Source organism: Gloeomargarita sp. (genome assembly GCF_053491055.1).
The window spans coordinates 1-15360 of record NZ_JBRCEP010000057.1 but is presented as its reverse complement, the minus strand read 5'-3'; the positions used below and the strand labels follow the sequence as shown (position 1 = coordinate 15360).

Sequence of the window (15360 nt, the reverse complement as noted above, 5' to 3'; positions counted from 1 at the left end):
CCGCCCCCCCAATACTCAAAACCCCCGGCGTCATCCGTTCAATCTGCGGCAAATGGAGCAAATCCGCCCCGATCAGCGTCCCCAACACCCCCCCGGCAAACGCCACCGGCGCTGCCGCCGTGCCCCCCGTGAGTAACATCGCACTCATGGCCGCCGTCAACGGCGCCACCAACGCATTCATCTGAATCCCAATCCCCGGCACCACCTGCGCCGAATAATAACTCACCCCCGTCACAATCCCCGTCACCGCCAGGATATACCAGGGATTGGCCCGGCCAAATTGATACAAGGCCAACAGCGTAGGAATCACCCCCCCGCCCAGATTCAGCGCCACAACCGTCTTTTGCTGAATTTTTTGGATAGGAATCCCCCAGAAAAACCGCATCGTCCACAAATCCACCCACTCCGGCAGATAGGTCACCCGCGAAACCCGCTCATACAGGGGAATGTTGACCGTACTCCCTACCACAACCAGCAGGAACAACAGCAGCGACGCCTGGGGCGAAAAACCCAACTTTGCCACCGCCACCTGCACCGCATCCAGAGTAATCACCAACCAGACAAACGGGAAGGTGAGCAAAAACAGAAAAAACAACAACAACGTGACCGGTAAGTAAATCATGACCCCTTAGATTTCCGTCGCGAAAAAATCCCACGCTCATCGCGGTCAAAAAGCTGCTTTACCCGCTCCCACGCCCGCAACAAAGCATTCTGTGGTTCCCCCGACTCCCGCAGCGCCTGATTGTAGCTCTCCACAAACGTTTCTTGCGCCTCTTCGGACAAATCCGCCCGCAATTCCGGCGAAATTTGCTCTTTAGTCTGCAACTGCCCTTCCCCCTGCTGGGGAATTTGCATCTCCGTAATCGCCACCTCTTCCCCACCTACCCCCTGCAACAGCAAAAAAATCTCCCCCGCCTTCGCCGCCGGCACTTCCACCACCAACAAAAATTCCCCTGCCTGCACCCGCGTTTGATAAATAGCCGCCTGCTGCTGGGGCATCCCCAGCGAAATCAACACCGAACCCAAACCCGCCCCCAGCGCGCCGTACAACGCCCCACTGGTAGCCCCCAACAACGCCGCCGCCAAAGGCCCTGCCGCCACCACCGTCCCAATCAAGGGAATAAACAAAACACCCACCCCACTCAACAAACTCAAAACCGAACCAAACAGGGAACCATACAACGCCCCGCTGGCCAAACCGTCCAAAATCACGTCCTTACGGGTAAGAAACCCCGTGATACGCGCCTCCGTCTGAAAATTGCGGCCAATAATAGACAGCCGTTCTTTGGGCACCCCGCGATTGAGTAGCCTTTGCACCGCCTCCTGTAATTTCTCTTGACTTTTGAACGTAGCGCTCACACATTTTTCCGGCGGCTCGGCATAGGCGGAACTCATACGCAAACCCTAAGCAAGTAACACTACAATCGTACCAAAAACTGTCCTCAAGCTTCAGGCTGTGGAGATGGGAGGTCCTCCCTGGGGGTTTCATGTCCCGGCACACACCGGCTCTGCCCATCTCTCTGGATGAGGGAATTCTTGATGGGAACAAAAAGTGTGATGGATTTAGATGAATATATATGGCAGAAGAGACTGGCTTTTTTGCAGACAGAAGCCAGAGTGAAGATGGGGAAATAAGCAGGATGCAAAGGGTTAATTGCGGCGGTTTTCCGAACGGCATTTCTGGTGGAAACCCCATGTTCAAGCATTATCACAAAAAATCAGAAAAATCAGTATTTAATTGAAGACCTGGATTGAGAGCATCTCATTCTGGATAAGACGATGGTGCGAGCGCACGCCTGTACTGCCAGAAAAAAGGGGAACAAGCCTTGAGGCGAAGCCGGGGGATACAGTACCAAGATTCATACAAGGGTAGATAGATGGGAGAATCCACGCGAATTGAGCATTAATTAATGGGGGGAAAAAGGAATGCAATGATATTACTCCAAGGAAGATAAGATAGAGGATATGATGCCCATAAGTTACTTAAGAAAAAAGAAAATAAAGCAGTCATCTCATCTAAAAGGAACAGAAAAATACAGGGGCGATATGATAAACTATTTATCCTAACAAAGGCATTGAATTGAATGCTTTTTTCACCGGTTAAAGCCGTGTCAACGTCTATTTCCTTATTGCGATGAATTAACCAGAAACTTCTTAGGCTTTCTCTACGTTACGTTGGCCCTCTTCTGGCTTAAATCAAAGAGCAACACGACCCAGAGTTTGTACCCCCTAGCAACTCCGCAGACTGTATGCCTGCATCGTTAGCTGTGGGGACGAAATTGGCCATCCAGAGCCAGTGCTATCGCCAAAGGTGCTCCCCGCTGCAACAAGTCCGCAAAGTCGCGACCGCTCGATTTGTCGTGCAATTTTTACGCTAGAACGGTTCATAATTGAAGAACAGGCGCTTCCCCGACGGTTACCGATGATTGTTCTGGAATGGCAGGAAAATCAGCGCACCCACCGGCGGCAGCTCCAGATACGTGACCCGTCCCAAGTGATTCGTTTGGGGCGTGACCCCAGCCTGTGTGATGTGGTTTTTACGGACCCGACGGTTTCGGGATTGCAGGCGGAAATTGCCAGTGATGGGCAAGGAGTGTACTTACGTTGTCTGCGCGAAACTAATCCGCCCTGGGTGGACGGAAAACGCATGGGAGCAACGCCTGTGCCTTTGCGGCCAGGGAGTGTGGTGCGTCTGGGGCGGACGGAAGTTAGGGTAGTGAGTGTGGGGGTGGCAGACGAGGTGACGGATTTGAGTTTGAGTCAGTTGTTGCCGATGGTGGGGAGTGGGCAAGCGCTGGCGGACAAAGCGCATTTGCTACCGATGGCAGTGACGGTGGTTGGCGTGATTGTTTTGTTTTCTACGATTGGCAATCCCCCGCTTTTTAATGCGTGTTTGGCGTTTTTGTTGGGTATTGGTGGGTTTTATTTTATTTATCAACTCTGTGGTAAAGCGAAGCCCTGGTGGGCGATGGGTTTGGTAGGGTTACTGACGGTCATTCTTTTGCTCAGCCCGGTTTGGTCGGTATTGGCCTTCATCTTCCGGGTGGTTTTACCGGGGGATGTGAGTACCCAGAGCCGCAGTTTTCTCGTGCAGTTTATCGCCCATTTCTTTGGGGCGGGGTTGTTGGAGGAATTGCTCAAAGCCTTGCCGATTTTCCTGTTTTGGGGGTTGGGGCGGATGTTGCCCCGGCGGGCGCGCTCCCAGATTGGGGTGGTCGAGCCGTTGGATGGGATTATCTACGGGGCGGCTTCGGCGCTGGGGTTTACCTGGCTGGAGACCATGGGCGAATATGTGCCGGGGATTGTGGCGCAGGTGGCCCAAGAGGCGGGAACCGAGGCGGGGGAGTTGGTGGGGTTGCAGTTGTTGATCCCCCGGATTTTGGGTTCGGTGGTGGGCCACATGGCCTATAGTGGTTATTTCGGTTATGGGATTGGCTTGGCGGCGTTGAAACCGAAGTACACATGGCTGGTGATTCCCTCGGCCTATGGGGGGGCGGCGGTGATTCATGCCCTGTGGAATGCTTCGGATACCATTGGCACCTGGGCGGCGGCGGTGGTGGGGATTTTGGCCTATGTGATGCTGGCAACGGCAATTTTGAAGGCGCGGCAGCTTTCCCCGCATCGCCATGAGAATTTCGCCACCAGCCTGCTTGGCAAAACCCGCCCATGAACCGTGTCATGGATTGGGACCAGTTTCAGCGCCTGAGTGAGCAGGGCAATTTTATCCCAGTGTACCAACAATGGCCTGCAGATTTGGATACACCGGTGTCGGCTTGGTATCGGGTGTGTCGGGGGCAGCCCTATAGTTTTTTGCTGGAGTCAGTAGAGGGAGGGGAACGGATTGGCCGCTACAGTCTGCTGGGGTGTGACCCACTGTGGGTGTTGACGGCCTGGGGGGAGGACTGTCGGCAGGTGTTCCGGGATGGGCAGGAGCGGCGGTGGTCAGGGCAGCCTTTTGAGGTGATCCAAAAATGTTTGGCGCCCTATCAGCCGGTGTCCTTGCCGGAGTTGCCGCCGGGGTTGGGGGGGCTTTTTGGGTTTTGGGGCTATGAACTGATCCGCTGGATTGAACCGACCGTGCCGGTGGTGACCGCAGGGGATGTGCCGGATGGCTGTTGGCTGCAAATGGATCACCTGCTGGTGTTTGACCAGGTGCGGCGGCACATTTGGGCGGTGGCCTACGGGGAGGTGCGCAACGGGGATGTGCGGGCTGCCTATGAGTACGCCTGCGATAAGGTGCAGCAGTTGGTGGCCAAGTTGCAACAGCCTCTTGCGCCCGAAACGACGCGCATGGTCTGGCAACCGGGGCTTAGGTCGTTGGAGATTGCCAGCGATACGACGGCTGAGGAATTCCAAACGGCGGTAGCCCGGGCGAAAGACTATATTTATCGGGGGGACATTTTCCAAGTGGTCTTGTCCCAGGAACTTCGTACCTCCTACACAGGTGACCCCTTTTTGCTCTACCGTTCCCTGCGGCTGGTGAATCCTTCCCCGTACATGGCGTTTTTCCAGTTTGGGGATTGGCAGTTGATCGGCTCTAGCCCGGAGGTGATGGTGAAGACGGAGGGGCGGTTGGTGACCTTACGACCGATTGCCGGCACGCGCCCTCGGGGGCATACGCCTGCGGAGGATGAACAGTTGGCGCAGGAATTGCTCAGTGACCCCAAGGAGGTGGCAGAGCATGTGATGTTGGTGGATTTGGCGCGCAATGACCTGGGGCGGGTGGCCCAGTGGGGGACGGTGCAGGTGGACCAGATGATGGTGATTGAACGGTACTCCCATGTAATGCACCTTGTCAGTAACGTGATTGGCACGCTAGCTCCAGAGTGCAGTGCCTGGGACGCCCTGCAAGCCTGTTTTCCGGCAGGAACCGTCAGCGGTGCCCCGAAAATTCGGGCGATGCAGTTGATTTATGAATTGGAGCACCGGCATCGGGGTCCCTATGCGGGCTGTTATGGGTACTACGATTTCGAGGGGCAGTTGAACACGGCAATTACCCTGCGGACGATGGTGGTGCGCCAGGGACAGGTGCGGGTGCGGGCAGGGGCCGGGGTGGTGGCCGATTCCGACCCCCAACGGGAATATCAGGAAACCTGGAACAAAGCCAGGGGCTTGCTGACGGCAATCGCGGCGTTGGGGTAAGGGAAATTGAAGGGGGATGATTTTTTAATCCCTGGAGGTTTTCTGTGTTGTTCGATGAACCGGCAAAACATTTCGGCCTTAACTTTTTGGCAATGCCAATACCATTACGTTTCCCCGCTTTGTGATATATCTAAAGGGTCAAAATCCCAACCCCAATCCTGGGCAATTGCCTGGGTGAGTCCCAAACGGTTGGCGCCTGGATACCGACTGATGGCAATCAACAAATCCCGGAGTAATTCTCCCTCTGGGCAGGAGCCAAAAATATGTAATCCACCCCGAATTTGGGCTTCTTTTAATTCGCACAAATAGGTGTCTAATTTACCAATTACCTCGGTTATGTCACAAGTATTTTTGTCCTTGAGAATGGGCAGTTCTTCCATCAGATGATGCTTTTTCAATAATTCTTCCAAACGGCGGTTAATCCAGGGTAATCGCTCTGGGTCAAGGTCTTGGGCTTGGTAATATTCATCCACCAGGGTTTCCAATTCCAGCAGTGGCCCGTACAATTCCGCGCGGGTCAAGGGGGGTGTGAGATGGTCAATAATCACTGCTTGGGCACGGCGTTTGGCTTGGGTTCCTTCGCCCGGATTATTCACAATAAAAGGATAGAAATGGGGCAGTGCACCCAGGGCAATTTCCGGGTAGCAAGTTTCAGATAAGGCCACACTTTTGCCAGGGAGCCATTCCAAAGTGCCATGCTTACCCAAATGAATCACTGCATGGGCTTGAAATTCATACCGCAACCAATAGTAAAATGCTAAGTAATGGTGCGTGGGTTCCAGGTCGGGGCTATGGTAATTGAGGCTGGGGTCTTGGTCATAACCACGACTGGGTTGAATGCCAATAAATAGATTGCCCCAGCGTTGACCATAAATCGGAATCTTGCCCTGTTCGGCGATGGTTTCTGGGGTTCCCCACCGCTGGATAATTGCTTCTGATTGAGGGATGGTGGCTAACCATTTTTGATACTTGGGCAAGGGTACAAATTCCCCAAAATTACGACTGTGAGATTCCGGGTCATTGGTGCGTAAACGGGTTAATTGGTGCATCAGTTCATCGCCGTTTTTGAGGGGGGGTGGCACAGTATAACCGGCTTGGTACAAAGCCCGCCATACCTGAATACAACTTGCGGGAGTATCCAAACCTACCCCATTGGCAATACGTCCGTCATCGGTGGGGTAGTTGGCCAGAATAATTGCTATTTTTTGCTCAGAAGGTGGGGTGGTTCGCAAACGCACCCACGCCTGGGCTAAATCGGCAACAAAATTCACCCGGTCTGGCACAGGTTGATAACTGTAAATTGGGGTTTCTAAATCCGGGTGCATTTGGGTCGGTGTTTTGAAGGAAATAGCCCGGGTGATAATGCGCCCATCTACTTCGGGAAGAGCAACCTGCATGGCTAAATCCTTGGGCGATAATCCCCGCATTCCGTTGCGCCAAGTTTCTTGTTCATCGGTGCTGAGAATGATTTGTAGTACAGGTACATCAAGATGCTCCCATAGCTCTAATTCGGGAATTTCTGAGCGCCATTGGGCTACGGAAAATCCTGTTGTTACACATAGCAATTGAATAGGGTGTTCCTGATAGTAACGTTCAACCGCCAAGCGGGTTTCAGGATTGGTCAGGGTGTGAATGTAGTAGGGCAACGGTTGCAAATTTCTTTCCTGCAATGCCCGACACAACGCATCAATCGGGGCTGTATTTCCGGCTAAAACATGGGCACGGTAAAAGAGAATGCCCACGCCCGGCGCCGTTCCCAAACATTCTCCACCCCATGCATAAACACCCCACTCAGGCACAGGTTGGGGCGGTGGTGGCGACCCCGGCCAATTCAGACTATAGCTGGCCACAAATTCCAGGGCATGGCGATAATTCACCACACCGCCAAAACGCAGGTATTGGTGCAGATACTGGACAGAAGGAATCGGGACATTGGACTGCTCAAAAATGCTTAGATCGATTTGATCATCCCCCGGCATGACCCACACTTGGGCGTTTAATTCCCGCAGACGTTCCACGCCATAGGCCCAGTAGTCCATGCCGCCCAGTAAGCGCAAAATAATAACTTGGGCCTGATTTAAGGTCTGTTCAATATATGTGTCAATGCTGTAGGGGGTATTGAGTTTCAGCCAGTTGCAGACCCGTAGGGCGGGGAAGTCGGGGGGGAGTTGAGCTACCGCCTGGGCCAGGGTTTGGATGTCCGTGTCTGCTGCCGTGAGAAAAATCAGCGGGGCGGGGGTTTGCTGAATGTCGCCGGGGGTAGCGCTCCAGTGGCCGGGTTGGGTGGGGATGCGGTGCATGACCTTCCTACGATGGCGCCTTGGTTTTTTAGCATAACAGGCATCCTCAAGCGGGACGGATTAAACTGGAAATAGTGGTTACCGCTGGATACCTGTGCATCCCCTTTCTGGTTTTTACCGTTGGTATCGGGATAGGTTGCGCTACTCCCCCTACCGTTGGTTGCTGTTGCTCGGTTCGTTACTTTATTTGCTCAGCCCGATTGATGTTGCCCCCGATGTGTTTCCCCTTTTCGGATGGATTGATGATGGTCTTTTGATAGCAATTTTGGCGGGAGAATTGGCCTCTTTTTTTAACCGGGAACCCCAAGGAACCGTCGTAGATGTGACTGCCCAAGAAGTGTCAGAGGATAGTGAGTGATGACCGAACGGCAGGTGAATCTGATTGCAATAACCGTATTTATATGCACGCTGGGGGCCTTGTTGACTCCCTTGCTCCCTGCCGCAGCCGGGTTCCTGGCTGGGGGTGTTTTGCTCCTGTTGGGCTTGGCAACGGCAGATGCCTGGGTCTGGCAATCCCAGGGCTTGACCCTCCTTTTGAGCCTGTGGCCGACCCCTGACGAACGGGTGGTGTACCACGAAGCGGGGCATTTTTTGGTCGCACACTTGCTGGGAATTCCCATCAGCGATTACACCCTGTCGGCCTGGAGCAGTTGGCGGCGGGGCTATCCTCCTGCCGCAGCGGGGGTGCGGTTTGGGGCGATTCCACCGGAACTGTGGCCTCGCTGTCCGGTGTTGTGGTTGGCAGGGATGGCCGCTGAGGAATTGGTCTATGGTCAGGCGCAGGGGGGAGCAACCGATTGGCACCAGGCCAGTGTGTTCCTGGCGGCTTTTCCCCCGGCAGAACGGGCATGGCGACTGCGAGCGGCCCAACGGGAAGCCCGGCAGTTACTCCAACAGCATTGGTCGGCCTATTTGGCATTGGTAACGGCGATGCGCCAACAACAGTCGGTGGCCGATTGTCTTAAGCGGCTGAATGAGATGTGCGCTGCGCCGCCAACTCCTGCCGCACCTGCATAAGAATCTTGCCCAGATGGTTGCAGCCCGTGCCGTTGGGACCACAGCCCCAGTAAGTATCAATCGGCGAATTTTCCACCAATTCCTCGGTTCCCGTTGCGAGGAGCAATTGCGCCAACTCTGGGTAGGTATTAAATTTACAACGTACTGCTTTAAGCATTACGTCTCGCTTTACCTGTTCCCAATCCGGGCGTTTGGGGTGGCGAGGGTCACGGCCAATTTTTGCCGCTAACGCTGGGCTAGGAGCTTGGCGAATGGTATCTACTAAATCTGCCCGGGGCGTACCGACAAATTTTTGGGCTTGGTAGTAATGTTCCACTGTCGGCCAGCGGTGCCCATCTAGGGTAATTGGGTGGGGAGAAAAGTTGGAAAAATAGCCGTAGGGTTGGTCCACCTGATAGAAATAAATGGTCATGGTTGGTCAGCCAATTGCCATTCCCGGTACGCGGCATACACCGCTTGCACATTGTACCAATTCAAAAAAATCCGAGACAGTTCCCAAGCCCATTGGGATTGTCCCCGGTCAATCAGCATTTGCAGCAAAGGCGCAAGGGTGCGTTCGTTGAGCAATCCCCCCAGGGATAAAAGGCCCCATAATAGGCGATGGAACCAGGTCATTTGGATCATCAAACGCACTTCCCAGGTGGGGTGTTTGCGGTAGAATAAAACGCCCATTTTGCCCCGCTGAATTTCCTTATCAATTAAGCCGGGAATCTGGGTGAGTTCAAAGGGGGGATGCCAGTGATAACCCACCGCTTCCGGGCAGGGAATCAGGGTCAATCCGAGTTTTTTCAATCGCACCCCCAGTTCCAAATCTTCCCAGCCATAAAATTGAAAGTCGGGGTCAAAGCCTCCTGTCATTTCCAGCCAGGATTTAGCAATCGCGACATTACCCGTGGCGAAAAACGCCCGCGACCAGTCGGTAATTTTGAACGGTTCACTGGTGGGGTTCTCAAAGTTGGCTGTATTGACCACCCGCCCGTAGGTAAAACATTTTTGGTGTCCCCAGCGTTCATAGTATGCTTGGAGTTTTTGGGCATGGGCGCGCAGAAAGACTGGTGTTACTACCACATCGCTGTCAATAAATACAATCGTATCTCCTTGCGCCTGGGCAATTCCCAAATTGCGCGCCGCCGCAGGGCCTTGGTGGGACTGGGCCAGCCAACGCACATGGGGAAGCTGGGAGCGATGCGCCGCCAACCAGGCTAAGGTATCGTCGGTCGAGCCATCATCGACGACGATCACCTCATACGGCTGCGACCAGTCCTGTCGTTCCAGGGCATGGAGCGCCTTTGCCAAAATGGGTTGGCGGTTGTAGGTGGGAATAATAACGCTGAAAAACACCCGATCACCTCCACCTTGTAGCTTATCAGGAAGGGGGCAAGAGATGTGACTGACGTTTGCTGCATAAAGGAGCTATGAGAGGGAAGGGGAGAAGTCGTGTTTATTTAGACCACGCCCAACTGACAGTCACCAGAGGGGAGCCAGAAGCTACCAAATGGGATGTTTATTATGGTTCACGTGCGCATGGCACAGAGCTTTCTGGAAGTGACCCAGGTTGGGCAGCTGCTGATTGAGTGACGTTGCCGACTGAAAGTATGAAACTACGCTCGTTCTCAATTCAACTTTCACCGCCGGTGGGTTTTTCCCGATGTTGCTTTTTGCAAATCATCCCCAGATGCAGCAACGCCGATTGAGTGCTTCATTGCAGATAGAAATAAGCAACTGTTACTTAGCTCACACCACCAGCCAATTTCTCAGCGATGACGCCTTAGCGGCCATCCAACTCCCGCAGGTGGGCCAAAACCGTTGCGTAAATGGTCAGCACATGGTCATCGTGCAATTGGTAAATGACGTGTCGCCCCTGGCGGTGTCCCCGTACCAGCCCCATGACCCGGAGCGCCCGCAACTGATGGGAAACCGCCGATTGGCTCATCTGGAGCAGATGCACCAAATCCCCCACGCAATGGGGTTTGACCGCCAGGATGGATAAAATCCGCAGGCGATTGGGGTCGGCCAAAAAACCCAGCCATTGTGCCATCCGTTCCGCTGTGGCCATGTCCAAAATCGCCACATCGGACGGGGGGGCATGCGCAGACGTGCTACAAACTTCCGGGAGCGAAGTCACCGCTGGCGTCATGCTCCCTGGCGATTTTGCAGAAACGACTCGACCAGGGCCACATCTTCCCGGCTACCCACAACCAGGGGAATGCGCTGGTGTAAGGAGGTGGGCACGAGGTCCAAAATCGGTTGCGTGCCGGTCGAAGCCCGTCCACCCGCCTGCTCCGCAATAAACGCCAAAGGCGCGGCTTCGTACAATAACCGCAATTTCCCCTCCGGTTTTTTCTGCGTGCCGGGATAGAGAAACACCCCACCTTCTAACAAAATCCGGTGAAAATCACCCACCAAGGCGCCGCTGTAGCGAGCCGTGTAACCCTCGTGGCGATGCACATAACGCACATAGTCGCGAATCGGTTCTTCCCATTGCCAAAAATTGCCTTCATTCAAGCTGTAAACCGGCCCGTGGGCAGGCATCTGGACATTTTCTTGGACGAGGATAAATTCCCCCAAACTGGGGTCAAGGGTAAACAAATGTACCCCTTTACCGAGGGAATAAACCAGTACCGTTGCCGGGCCATACAAGATGTAACCCGCAAGGATTTGTTGCCGCCCATTTTGCAGTAAATCTGCTCCGGTTTGCTCCCGATCTTCGCCTTGTTGGATGCGCACGGAAAAAATCGAACCCACATTCAAATTCACATCAATGTTGCTCGACCCATCAATCGGGTCATACAGCAAGGTGTAACGCCCAATCGGACAGTTTTCTGGGATGTAATAGGGGCGTTCCATTTCTTCCGAGGCCAGCCGACAGACCAGACCACTTTTTTCAAACACGGAAATAAAAACCTGATTGGCAAAGACGTCCATTTTTTTGACGGCTTCTCCCTGCACATTGGTATCGCCGACAAAACCCAGGACATTTTCCATCAAACCCGCCCGACTCAACCGCCGCGCAATCAGTTTGCCTGCCAGCCCAATCCGACCCATCAAAGCGCTTAAATCCTGCGCCTGCCCGCCAAAACTTTGATATTGCTCCAAAACGTGCCGGGAGAGGGTAACGCAATCGCGTCGCAATTCCGCAGCCGGTGCCTGGGTGACCATAGGAAAGTTCCCCAATGGGTTATCTTCTAATTCCTAATTCTAAGCGACTGGGAAACGGCCACCTCGCCAACACGCCAGGGAGGGTTGCTCATAGTTCATGGTAGCATGGCCTTGCCCTGAGCCGCCCAAAGTTGTCCGAGCACCGGGTTGAGATGTTGGGCCAGGTGGTGGGGATGGACGCCCAATTCCCCGTGCTGTTGGGCCAACCAGACGCCGGTTTGGGCGTGCCACCAGACCGCTGCCTGGATGAGAGGAAGGGCATCCCGGCCTTGTTTGACCCCTTGCGCCAGCAACCCGCCCATTAACCCGGTTAACACATCGCCGCTGCCGCCGCGCGCTAGGCCTGGGGTGCTGACCGGGTTAATGGCAATGGCTCCCTCCGGGGTGGCAATGACGGTGCGGGCGCCTTTGAGCACCACCACCGCCTGGGCCTGGTGGGCTGCCTGCCGGGCCGCCTGGACGCGCTGGCTCAGGTCGTACTGGGGAAATAAACGCTGAAATTCCCCGCTGTGGGGGGTCAGCACGGTCAACCCCGTCCGTTGGCCAGACCAAGGCGCCAGGAGATTCAGGGCATCCGCATCACACACCAAGGGTTGGGGGGCCGCCCAGACCTGAGCGACCACGGCGCCGGCCTCCCGCGTCAACCCTGGACCAATGGCCATGACATCGTAGGGGGTGAGGGCCACGGGCAATGCGGCAATGGCGCCGGCGGGGGTTTCCGGGCAGGGGATGACCACCGCCTCCGGGACATGGGTCGCCAAGAGGGTTTGCAAAGAGGCAGGAACCGCCACGCTGAGCATACCGACGCCGCTGGCTCTGGCGCCCAAAGCGGCCAGGACCGCCGCACCCGGATAGGCTCTGGAACCACATACCAACAGCAAGTGGCCGCACTGGTACTTGTGCGCCACGGGTGAGCGGGGCAGGGGCAACGCCTGGAGCATTCGGCTGGGGGTCAGACGGGTCACCGGCGGCGCTGTGCCCAGCACCGTGGCCATCGCCTGGGGGGGAATGTCTAGGTCAATGCGCTCCACCACGCCCACGTAGGGTTGCGCCGCGTCCTCCAACAGTCCCAATTTCCACAGCCCCAGACAGAAGGTGCGCTGGGCGTGCAGGGCAACAGGCTGGGGTTGGCCCGTATCCGTGTGCAGCCCCGAAGGCAGGTCAATGCTGATGACCGGTTGGCGCCAGCCATTCACCGTGTTGATCCACGCCTGCACCTCCGGGGCCAGTTCCCGCGCGAAACCAAAGCCAAACAGGCCATCAATGAGTACATCGCAGGGGGCTAGGGCCTGCAGCTCCGCGGTGATGGGGATGCCCAAGTAACGGGCGTAGGTTTGGTGGGCAAGGGTCAACTCCTTCATCTGGGCAAAGGGGCAAAACAGGCGGACGGCATAGCCCCGCTGCCACAGTTCCCGCGCCACCACCAGGGTATCGGCGCCGTTATGTCCTGGCCCGACCAGGCAACCCACGGTTTGCCCCTGGGGAATGAGTTGTTGTAGGCGCCGGCTTAGGCGACCGGCCACCTTTTCCATGAGCGCTGCCACTGGCAAGCCCTGGGCAAACAATTCCTGCTCGATGGCCCGCATCTGCTCTGCCGTGACCAGTACCGTTTCCGGGTCCCAAGCCAGACTTGCTGAACCCATCGGGGGGAATCCGCTACAATAAAACCGTTTGTTTTTAAGGTAACACCGATGCGGCGGCGGGGTTTGTTGGCAGGATTGGCGCTTTCGCTGGGGGGTTATCTTGCCTGGGACGCACCGGCCTGGGCATTGGGGGGGACGTTACCGGCGGTGGGGCAACCCGCACCGGACTTTACCCTGCCCAGTCGGAACCACCAGCTCATTTCTCTGGCGGATTACCGGGGGAAGTGGGTGGTGTTGTATTTTTACCCCAAGGATTTTACGGCGGGTTGTACCCTGGAAGCCCGCCGGTTTCAGCAGGATTTGCCCGAGTATCAGGCGCGGGGGGTGCAGATTTTGGGGGTGAGTGCCGATTCGGTGGACTCCCATGCCCGGTTTTGCGATCGCGAGGGGCTAGAGTTTCCCTTGCTGGCAGACCGGGATGGCTCGGTTAGCCGCGCCTACGGTTCCTGGTTGGGGTTTATTTCGCTGCGCCATACGTTCATCATTGACCCGCAGGGGATCATCCGCGCCCGGTTTGTCCAGGTGAATCCCAGTACCCACAGCCGGGAGGTGTTGGCGAAACTGGACGAATTGCAACAACTAGGGTGATGCCGGAAGCCGCCTATTGGTTGGCCTGGGCGCAGATACCTGGGATTGGGGCGGTTTTGTTGCAACGGTTGGCCCACCACTTTGGCAGCTTGGCGTGCGCTTGGGCTGCTTCTGGGGAAGAATTGCAGGCGGTGCCAGGGCTGGGGGGGCAGTTGGTGCAACGCATTCTCACAACCCGCCCGCAGGTGGACCCGTGGCAGGTGTATGAACAATGTCGGGCCAAAAATCCCCATTTTTGGACGCCTGCCGATGCGGATTATCCCCGTCTGTTGCGGGAATTGCCCGACCCGCCGCCGGTTTTGTATTACGCCGGACAGCCCCAGGTAGCCGAATGCACGGGGCAGACGGGTATGATTGCGGTGGTGGGGACGCGGCAGCCTTCCGCCTATGGCCGCCGCTGGACAGAAAAGTTGGTGCAGGCAATCGTCAGCCAGGGCTGGGTGGTGGTTTCGGGTTTGGCGGCGGGGATTGATGCGACGGCGCACCAGGCCTGTTTACGGGCGGGCGGACGCACCTGGGCGGTGTTGGGAACGGGGGTGGACCAGGTGTATCCCAGCCAACATCGGCGCCTCCAGCAGGAGATTGGCCGCCAGGGGGTGTTGCTCAGCGAATATCCGGCGGGCACTGGCCCCAATCGCGTCCATTTCCCGCGCCGCAATCGGATTATTGCCGGGTTGTGTCGGGCGGTGGTGATCACCGAAGCGCCTAAGGATTCGGGCGCGTTGATTACGGCGGCTTTGGCCTGTGAGTACAACCGGGATGTGTATGTCCTGCCTGGTTCGCTGGACAATCCCGCCTCGATGGGGTGCTTGCATCTCATTAACAAGGGCGCGCAGATGCTTTTGGGGGTGGAGCATTTGCTGGAATTGTTGGGGGCAACGCCTGCCCTGATGCCGCCTGTCCCACCCGTCCCCCCGGAATTACAGGGAATTTGGGCGTTGCTCACCCCGGAGCCGCAGAGTTTTGATGCGATTGTGGCCGCCAGTGGACAACCTACGGAACAGGTCGCCAATGCGTTGTTGGAATTGGAATTGAGTGGGCATATTGTCCAGTTGCCGGGGTTGCGTTATCAGCGAAGTTGAGGGTTGGCGGGGAGAGCACACCATTCGGAAATGGCTGGTTTCGTGTTGATATAGCTAAGCAGGCAAAGGTTGGCATATAGAGCAGATGACTGAATCGATGAGGTCATGAAGGTTTTGGGTTGTAGATGTCATGGTTTTTCTAACTCTTTGCTTGATTCTATGCCATTGATGCTCAATCGGGTTTAAATCGGGAGAGTATTTCGGTAGATATATCAATTCGCACCCAGCGGCTGCCACAACCTTCCGAACGAGTTGGCAACGATGAAAACTGGCATTATCTAAAACAATTTTCTTCCCTGCTCCAATGGTGGGCAACAACATCTCTGTTAACCAGGCAATCAATACTTGCAAATTACAACTACCAATCCAAGTAAATGGTGCAACCAATTGCCCTAAATGATAACCACTCATCATGCTGATTCTCTCTCT

At 55.6% G+C, this 15360-nt stretch carries 16 protein-coding genes and 1 pseudogene; 8 read left to right on the top strand and 9 right to left on the bottom strand.

The features are described 5' to 3' along the window. Positions 1 to 622 (bottom strand): DUF1614 domain-containing protein (locus ACWISF_RS06390; RefSeq protein ID WP_448380750.1); only part of this gene is annotated, 622 nt, incomplete at its 3' end. Then, positions 619 to 1395 carry a ChaB family protein gene (locus ACWISF_RS06385; RefSeq protein WP_448380749.1) on the bottom strand — a complete coding sequence of 259 codons (777 nt, stop codon included), beginning with the start codon at positions 1393 to 1395 and terminating at the stop codon, positions 619 to 621. The genes ACWISF_RS06385 and ACWISF_RS06390, both read right to left, overlap by 4 nt. A gap of 182 nt (positions 1396 to 1577) precedes the next feature. Here ACWISF_RS06385 and ACWISF_RS06380 point away from each other — a divergent pair, with 182 nt between their 5' ends. The 4 genes and pseudogenes from ACWISF_RS06380 to trpE all read left to right on the top strand — a co-directional run bounded on the left by ACWISF_RS06380 (position 1578) and on the right by trpE (position 5142). Then, positions 1578 to 1742, top strand: a complete 165-nt coding sequence (locus tag ACWISF_RS06380) for a hypothetical protein (protein WP_448380752.1) — start codon at positions 1578 to 1580, stop codon at positions 1740 to 1742. Beyond that, positions 1732 to 1916 (top strand): annotated as a pseudogene (locus tag ACWISF_RS06375) (IS5-like element ISSoc13 family transposase); the annotation flags it as partial. The gene ACWISF_RS06380 and the pseudogene ACWISF_RS06375, both read left to right, overlap by 11 nt. Before the next feature lie 506 nt (positions 1917 to 2422). After that, positions 2423 to 3670 carry a PrsW family glutamic-type intramembrane protease gene (locus tag ACWISF_RS06370; RefSeq protein ID WP_448380748.1) on the top strand — a complete coding sequence of 416 codons (1248 nt, stop codon included), beginning with the start codon at positions 2423 to 2425 and terminating at the stop codon, positions 3668 to 3670. Beyond that, the gene (trpE, locus tag ACWISF_RS06365; RefSeq protein ID WP_448380747.1) at positions 3667 to 5142 is read left to right on the top strand and encodes an anthranilate synthase component I; all 1476 of its coding nucleotides are present in this window, start codon (positions 3667 to 3669) and stop codon (positions 5140 to 5142) included. The genes ACWISF_RS06370 and trpE overlap by 4 nt, the downstream gene beginning before the upstream one ends. 104 nt (positions 5143 to 5246) lie before the next feature. Here the strand turns inward: trpE and cobN are convergent, their stop codons facing one another. Further along, positions 5247 to 7442, bottom strand: coding sequence for a cobaltochelatase subunit CobN (cobN, locus tag ACWISF_RS06360; RefSeq protein WP_448380746.1), 2196 nt, complete (start codon positions 7440 to 7442; stop codon positions 5247 to 5249). A gap of 94 nt (positions 7443 to 7536) precedes the next feature. On the opposite strand from cobN, the gene ACWISF_RS06355 reads away from it, so the two are divergent. Together ACWISF_RS06355 and ACWISF_RS06350 are read left to right on the top strand one after the other, a co-directional pair. Further along, positions 7537 to 7800: a YkvA family protein gene (locus ACWISF_RS06355; protein ID WP_448380745.1), complete on the top strand. Its 264-nt coding sequence runs from the start codon at positions 7537 to 7539 to the stop codon at positions 7798 to 7800. Next, positions 7800 to 8459 (top strand): ATP-dependent Zn protease, encoded by a 660-nt coding sequence (locus ACWISF_RS06350; protein ID WP_448380744.1) that lies wholly within the window; start codon positions 7800 to 7802, stop codon positions 8457 to 8459. Before ACWISF_RS06355 ends, ACWISF_RS06350 begins: the two co-directional genes overlap by 1 nt. Here the strand turns inward: ACWISF_RS06350 and ACWISF_RS06345 are convergent. From ACWISF_RS06345 to ACWISF_RS06325, 5 genes are all read right to left on the bottom strand, one after another. Then, positions 8404 to 8871: an NADAR family protein gene (locus ACWISF_RS06345; RefSeq protein ID WP_448380743.1), complete on the bottom strand. Its 468-nt coding sequence runs from the start codon at positions 8869 to 8871 to the stop codon at positions 8404 to 8406. The genes ACWISF_RS06350 and ACWISF_RS06345 overlap by 56 nt on opposite strands. Continuing rightward, complete coding sequence (locus tag ACWISF_RS06340; protein WP_448380742.1) at positions 8868 to 9800, bottom strand: glycosyltransferase family 2 protein; 933 nt, start codon at positions 9798 to 9800, stop codon at positions 8868 to 8870. Before ACWISF_RS06340 ends, ACWISF_RS06345 begins: the two co-directional genes overlap by 4 nt. Before the next feature lie 427 nt (positions 9801 to 10227). After that, positions 10228 to 10596 (bottom strand): ArsR/SmtB family transcription factor, encoded by a 369-nt coding sequence (locus ACWISF_RS06335; RefSeq protein WP_448380741.1) that lies wholly within the window; start codon positions 10594 to 10596, stop codon positions 10228 to 10230. Continuing rightward, on the bottom strand, positions 10593 to 11618 hold the full coding sequence (gene fbp, locus ACWISF_RS06330) for a class 1 fructose-bisphosphatase (RefSeq protein ID WP_448380740.1): 1026 nt from the start codon (positions 11616 to 11618) through the stop codon (positions 10593 to 10595). The genes ACWISF_RS06335 and fbp overlap by 4 nt, the downstream gene beginning before the upstream one ends. A gap of 95 nt (positions 11619 to 11713) precedes the next feature. Next, positions 11714 to 13261 carry an NAD(P)H-hydrate dehydratase gene (locus tag ACWISF_RS06325; RefSeq protein WP_448380739.1) on the bottom strand — a complete coding sequence of 516 codons (1548 nt, stop codon included), beginning with the start codon at positions 13259 to 13261 and terminating at the stop codon, positions 11714 to 11716. Between the two features lie 48 nt (positions 13262 to 13309). Between ACWISF_RS06325 and ACWISF_RS06320 the strand changes: the two genes are divergently transcribed. After that, positions 13310 to 13849 carry a peroxiredoxin gene (locus ACWISF_RS06320; RefSeq protein WP_448380738.1) on the top strand — a complete coding sequence of 180 codons (540 nt, stop codon included), beginning with the start codon at positions 13310 to 13312 and terminating at the stop codon, positions 13847 to 13849. Beyond that, positions 13849 to 14931: a DNA-processing protein DprA gene (gene dprA / locus ACWISF_RS06315; protein ID WP_448380751.1), complete on the top strand. Its 1083-nt coding sequence runs from the start codon at positions 13849 to 13851 to the stop codon at positions 14929 to 14931. The genes ACWISF_RS06320 and dprA overlap by 1 nt, the downstream gene beginning before the upstream one ends. 54 nt (positions 14932 to 14985) lie before the next feature. Here the strand turns inward: dprA and ACWISF_RS06310 are convergent. Further along, positions 14986 to 15360 (bottom strand): transposase (locus tag ACWISF_RS06310; RefSeq protein ID WP_448380737.1); only part of this gene is annotated, 375 nt, incomplete at its 5' end.

What these genes read in the sequence shown, in the direction of transcription:
- ACWISF_RS06325 (WP_448380739.1), bottom strand. Translation starts at nt 13,261, where the DNA reads ATGGGTTCAGCAAGTCTGGCTTGGGACCCGGAAACGGTACTGGTCACG.
- ACWISF_RS06320 (WP_448380738.1), top strand. Translation starts at nt 13,310, where the DNA reads ATGCGGCGGCGGGGTTTGTTGGCAGGATTGGCGCTTTCGCTGGGGGGT.
- ACWISF_RS06370 (WP_448380748.1), top strand. Translation starts at nt 2,423, where the DNA reads ATGATTGTTCTGGAATGGCAGGAAAATCAGCGCACCCACCGGCGGCAG.
- ACWISF_RS06350 (WP_448380744.1), top strand. Translation starts at nt 7,800, where the DNA reads ATGACCGAACGGCAGGTGAATCTGATTGCAATAACCGTATTTATATGC.
- ACWISF_RS06380 (WP_448380752.1), top strand. Translation starts at nt 1,578, where the DNA reads ATGGCAGAAGAGACTGGCTTTTTTGCAGACAGAAGCCAGAGTGAAGAT.
- ACWISF_RS06335 (WP_448380741.1), bottom strand. Translation starts at nt 10,596, where the DNA reads ATGACGCCAGCGGTGACTTCGCTCCCGGAAGTTTGTAGCACGTCTGCG.
- dprA (WP_448380751.1), top strand. Translation starts at nt 13,849, where the DNA reads ATGCCGGAAGCCGCCTATTGGTTGGCCTGGGCGCAGATACCTGGGATT.
- fbp (WP_448380740.1), bottom strand. Translation starts at nt 11,618, where the DNA reads ATGGTCACCCAGGCACCGGCTGCGGAATTGCGACGCGATTGCGTTACC.
- ACWISF_RS06385 (WP_448380749.1), bottom strand. Translation starts at nt 1,395, where the DNA reads ATGAGTTCCGCCTATGCCGAGCCGCCGGAAAAATGTGTGAGCGCTACG.
- cobN (WP_448380746.1), bottom strand. Translation starts at nt 7,442, where the DNA reads ATGCACCGCATCCCCACCCAACCCGGCCACTGGAGCGCTACCCCCGGC.
- trpE (WP_448380747.1), top strand. Translation starts at nt 3,667, where the DNA reads ATGAACCGTGTCATGGATTGGGACCAGTTTCAGCGCCTGAGTGAGCAG.
- ACWISF_RS06345 (WP_448380743.1), bottom strand. Translation starts at nt 8,871, where the DNA reads ATGACCATTTATTTCTATCAGGTGGACCAACCCTACGGCTATTTTTCC.